2 tRNA genes and 3 rRNA genes are annotated in these 5623 nt (G+C 51.0%); all 5 read left to right on the forward strand.

The window, feature by feature from the left end:
- Positions 1–398 precede the first annotated feature (398 nt).
- Positions 399–1935, forward strand: a 16S ribosomal RNA gene (locus K7431_RS30705).
- 82 nt (positions 1936–2017) lie between these two features.
- A tRNA-Ile gene (locus tag K7431_RS30710) sits at positions 2018–2094 on the forward strand.
- A 30-nt stretch (positions 2095–2124) separates the two neighbouring features.
- Positions 2125–2200, forward strand: a tRNA-Ala gene (locus tag K7431_RS30715).
- 249 nt (positions 2201–2449) lie between these two features.
- A 23S ribosomal RNA gene (locus K7431_RS30720) occupies positions 2450–5341 on the forward strand.
- A gap of 157 nt (positions 5342–5498) precedes the next feature.
- Positions 5499–5614 (forward strand): 5S ribosomal RNA (gene rrf / locus K7431_RS30725).
- The 16S, 23S and 5S rRNA genes sit together here with 2 tRNA genes alongside, the layout of an rRNA operon.
- Positions 5615–5623: the final 9 nt, after the last annotated feature.

Here is a 5623-nt window from a genome sequence, read left to right on the forward strand (position 1 = left end):
GCAGTGTTGTTTGGCTCTATTAACGTTTCGATCCTCTCGGTCGAAAGCGGAGAAAAAGAGGTGTTGACAGCAGCGTGTAACGCTGTAGAATTCGCCTCCCGCTAACGAGAGATCGGAAGCGCAAGTGGTTGAAGTTGTTGAAGAAGTCTTCGAAAGCTTCTGAAAATAATCACTTGACAGCAAATGAGGCTGCTGTAGAATGCGCGCCTCGGTTGAGACGAAAGATCTTAACCAACCGCTCTTTAACAACTGAATCAAGCAATTCGTGTGGGTGCTTGTGGAGTCAGACTGATAGTCAACAAGATTATCAGCATCACAAGTTACTCCGCGAGAAATCAAAGATGTAACCAACGATTGCTGAGCCAAGTTTAGGGTTTCTTAAAAACCCAAAGATGTTTGAACTGAAGAGTTTGATCATGGCTCAGATTGAACGCTGGCGGCAGGCCTAACACATGCAAGTCGAGCGGTAGAGAGAAGCTTGCTTCTCTTGAGAGCGGCGGACGGGTGAGTAATGCCTAGGAATCTGCCTGGTAGTGGGGGATAACGTTCGGAAACGGACGCTAATACCGCATACGTCCTACGGGAGAAAGCAGGGGACCTTCGGGCCTTGCGCTATCAGATGAGCCTAGGTCGGATTAGCTAGTTGGTGAGGTAATGGCTCACCAAGGCGACGATCCGTAACTGGTCTGAGAGGATGATCAGTCACACTGGAACTGAGACACGGTCCAGACTCCTACGGGAGGCAGCAGTGGGGAATATTGGACAATGGGCGAAAGCCTGATCCAGCCATGCCGCGTGTGTGAAGAAGGTCTTCGGATTGTAAAGCACTTTAAGTTGGGAGGAAGGGCAGTTACCTAATACGTGATTGTTTTGACGTTACCGACAGAATAAGCACCGGCTAACTCTGTGCCAGCAGCCGCGGTAATACAGAGGGTGCAAGCGTTAATCGGAATTACTGGGCGTAAAGCGCGCGTAGGTGGTTTGTTAAGTTGGATGTGAAATCCCCGGGCTCAACCTGGGAACTGCATTCAAAACTGACTGACTAGAGTATGGTAGAGGGTGGTGGAATTTCCTGTGTAGCGGTGAAATGCGTAGATATAGGAAGGAACACCAGTGGCGAAGGCGACCACCTGGACTGATACTGACACTGAGGTGCGAAAGCGTGGGGAGCAAACAGGATTAGATACCCTGGTAGTCCACGCCGTAAACGATGTCAACTAGCCGTTGGGAGCCTTGAGCTCTTAGTGGCGCAGCTAACGCATTAAGTTGACCGCCTGGGGAGTACGGCCGCAAGGTTAAAACTCAAATGAATTGACGGGGGCCCGCACAAGCGGTGGAGCATGTGGTTTAATTCGAAGCAACGCGAAGAACCTTACCAGGCCTTGACATCCAATGAACTTTCTAGAGATAGATTGGTGCCTTCGGGAACATTGAGACAGGTGCTGCATGGCTGTCGTCAGCTCGTGTCGTGAGATGTTGGGTTAAGTCCCGTAACGAGCGCAACCCTTGTCCTTAGTTACCAGCACGTCATGGTGGGCACTCTAAGGAGACTGCCGGTGACAAACCGGAGGAAGGTGGGGATGACGTCAAGTCATCATGGCCCTTACGGCCTGGGCTACACACGTGCTACAATGGTCGGTACAGAGGGTTGCCAAGCCGCGAGGTGGAGCTAATCCCACAAAACCGATCGTAGTCCGGATCGCAGTCTGCAACTCGACTGCGTGAAGTCGGAATCGCTAGTAATCGCGAATCAGAATGTCGCGGTGAATACGTTCCCGGGCCTTGTACACACCGCCCGTCACACCATGGGAGTGGGTTGCACCAGAAGTAGCTAGTCTAACCTTCGGGAGGACGGTTACCACGGTGTGATTCATGACTGGGGTGAAGTCGTAACAAGGTAGCCGTAGGGGAACCTGCGGCTGGATCACCTCCTTAATCGACGACATCAGCTGCTCCATAAGTTCCCACACGAATTGCTTGATTCATTGAAGAAGACGATAAGAAGCAGCCCGAAATTGGGTCTGTAGCTCAGTTGGTTAGAGCGCACCCCTGATAAGGGTGAGGTCGGCAGTTCGAATCTGCCCAGACCCACCAATTTTGTGTGGGAAACGCCTGTAGAAATACGGGGCCATAGCTCAGCTGGGAGAGCGCCTGCCTTGCACGCAGGAGGTCAACGGTTCGATCCCGTTTGGCTCCACCACTACTGCTTCTGAAAGTTTTGAAAGCTTAGAAATGAGCATTCCACCAAGACGGTGATGAATGTTGATTTCTAGTCTTTGATTAGATCGTTCTTTAAAAATTTGGGTATGTGATAGAAAGATAGACTGAACGTTACTTTCACTGGTAACGGCTCAGGCTAAGGTAAAATTTGTGAGTTCTCTTAATTGAGAAATTCGAATTTTCGGCGAATGTTGTCTTCACAGTATAACCAGATTGCTTGGGGTTATATGGTCAAGTGAAGAAGCGCATACGGTGGATGCCTTGGCAGTCAGAGGCGATGAAAGACGTGGTAGCCTGCGAAAAGCTTCGGGGAGTCGGCAAACAGACTTTGATCCGGAGATGTCTGAATGGGGGAACCCAGCCATCATAAGATGGTTATCTTAAGCTGAATACATAGGCTTAAGAGGCGAACCAGGGGAACTGAAACATCTAAGTACCCTGAGGAAAAGAAATCAACCGAGATTCCCTTAGTAGTGGCGAGCGAACGGGGACTAGCCCTTAAGTGGCTTTGAGATTAGCGGAACGCTCTGGAAAGTGCGGCCATAGTGGGTGATAGCCCTGTACGCGAAAATCTCTTAGTCATGAAATCGAGTAGGACGGAGCACGAGAAACTTTGTCTGAATATGGGGGGACCATCCTCCAAGGCTAAATACTACTGACTGACCGATAGTGAACTAGTACCGTGAGGGAAAGGCGAAAAGAACCCCGGAGAGGGGAGTGAAATAGATCCTGAAACCGTATGCGTACAAGCAGTGGGAGCCCACTTTGTTGGGTGACTGCGTACCTTTTGTATAATGGGTCAGCGACTTATTTTCAGTGGCGAGCTTAACCGAATAGGGGAGGCGTAGCGAAAGCGAGTCTTAATAGGGCGTCTAGTCGCTGGGAATAGACCCGAAACCGGGCGATCTATCCATGGGCAGGTTGAAGGTTGGGTAACACTAACTGGAGGACCGAACCGACTACCGTTGAAAAGTTAGCGGATGACCTGTGGATCGGAGTGAAAGGCTAATCAAGCTCGGAGATAGCTGGTTCTCCTCGAAAGCTATTTAGGTAGCGCCTCATGTATCACTGTAGGGGGTAGAGCACTGTTTCGGCTAGGGGGTCATCCCGACTTACCAAACCGATGCAAACTCCGAATACCTACAAGTGCCGAGCATGGGAGACACACGGCGGGTGCTAACGTCCGTCGTGAAAAGGGAAACAACCCAGACCGTCAGCTAAGGTCCCAAAGTTATGGTTAAGTGGGAAACGATGTGGGAAGGCTTAGACAGCTAGGAGGTTGGCTTAGAAGCAGCCACCCTTTAAAGAAAGCGTAATAGCTCACTAGTCGAGTCGGCCTGCGCGGAAGATGTAACGGGGCTCAAACCATACACCGAAGCTACGGGTATCACGTAAGTGATGCGGTAGAGGAGCGTTCTGTAAGCCTGTGAAGGTGAGTTGAGAAGCTTGCTGGAGGTATCAGAAGTGCGAATGCTGACATGAGTAACGACAATGGGTGTGAAAAACACCCACGCCGAAAGACCAAGGTTTCCTGCGCAACGTTAATCGACGCAGGGTTAGTCGGTCCCTAAGGCGAGGCTGAAAAGCGTAGTCGATGGAAAACAGGTTAATATTCCTGTACTTCTGGTTATTGCGATGGAGGGACGGAGAAGGCTAGGCCAGCTTGGCGTTGGTTGTCCAAGTTTAAGGTGGTAGGCTGAGATCTTAGGTAAATCCGGGATCTTAAGGCCGAGAGCTGATGACGAGTTAACTTTTAGTTAACGAAGTGGTTGATGCCATGCTTCCAAGAAAAGCTTCTAAGCTTCAGGTAACCAGGAACCGTACCCCAAACCGACACAGGTGGTTGGGTAGAGAATACCAAGGCGCTTGAGAGAACTCGGGTGAAGGAACTAGGCAAAATGGCACCGTAACTTCGGGAGAAGGTGCGCCGGTGAGGGTGAAGGACTTGCTCCGTAAGCTCATGCCGGTCGAAGATACCAGGCCGCTGCGACTGTTTATTAAAAACACAGCACTCTGCAAACACGAAAGTGGACGTATAGGGTGTGACGCCTGCCCGGTGCCGGAAGGTTAATTGATGGGGTTAGCTAACGCGAAGCTCTTGATCGAAGCCCCGGTAAACGGCGGCCGTAACTATAACGGTCCTAAGGTAGCGAAATTCCTTGTCGGGTAAGTTCCGACCTGCACGAATGGCGTAACGATGGCGGCGCTGTCTCCACCCGAGACTCAGTGAAATTGAAATCGCTGTGAAGATGCAGTGTATCCGCGGCTAGACGGAAAGACCCCGTGAACCTTTACTATAGCTTTGCACTGGACTTTGAATTTGCTTGTGTAGGATAGGTGGGAGGCTTTGAAGCGTGGACGCCAGTCTGCGTGGAGCCAACCTTGAAATACCACCCTGGCAACTTTGAGGTTCTAACTCAGGTCCGTTATCCGGATCGAGGACAGTGTATGGTGGGTAGTTTGACTGGGGCGGTCTCCTCCTAAAGAGTAACGGAGGAGTACGAAGGTGCGCTCAGACCGGTCGGAAATCGGTCGTAGAGTATAAAGGCAAAAGCGCGCTTGACTGCGAGACAGACACGTCGAGCAGGTACGAAAGTAGGTCTTAGTGATCCGGTGGTTCTGTATGGAAGGGCCATCGCTCAACGGATAAAAGGTACTCCGGGGATAACAGGCTGATACCGCCCAAGAGTTCATATCGACGGCGGTGTTTGGCACCTCGATGTCGGCTCATCACATCCTGGGGCTGAAGCCGGTCCCAAGGGTATGGCTGTTCGCCATTTAAAGTGGTACGCGAGCTGGGTTTAGAACGTCGTGAGACAGTTCGGTCCCTATCTGCCGTGGACGTTTGAGATTTGAGAGGGGCTGCTCCTAGTACGAGAGGACCGGAGTGGACGAACCTCTGGTGTTCCGGTTGTCACGCCAGTGGCATTGCCGGGTAGCTATGTTCGGAATAGATAACCGCTGAAAGCATCTAAGCGGGAAACTAGCCTCAAGATGAGATCTCACTGGAACCTTGAGTTCCCTGAAGGGCCGTCGAAGACTACGACGTTGATAGGTTGGGTGTGTAAGCGCTGTGAGGCGTTGAGCTAACCAATACTAATTGCCCGTGAGGCTTGACCATATAACACCCAAGCAATTTGATTACTCTAACGAGCATCAGATTGCGGTGTGTGAAGACGAAATGAACCGAAAGTTCGACGCTCACAAAGCACCGAAAGCTATCACATACCCAATTTGCTGAAGCGAGGCCAACTGGCCACGACTCAGTACCCGAATTTCTTGACGACCATAGAGCATTGGAACCACCTGATCCCATCCCGAACTCAGTAGTGAAACGATGCATCGCCGATGGTAGTGTGGGGTTTCCCCATGTGAGAGTAGGTCATCGTCAAGATTAAATTCC

This window comes from Pseudomonas fluorescens group sp. (assembly GCF_020093335.1).
In the GTDB taxonomy this organism is placed as follows: domain Bacteria; phylum Pseudomonadota; class Gammaproteobacteria; order Pseudomonadales; family Pseudomonadaceae; genus Aquipseudomonas; species Aquipseudomonas petroselini.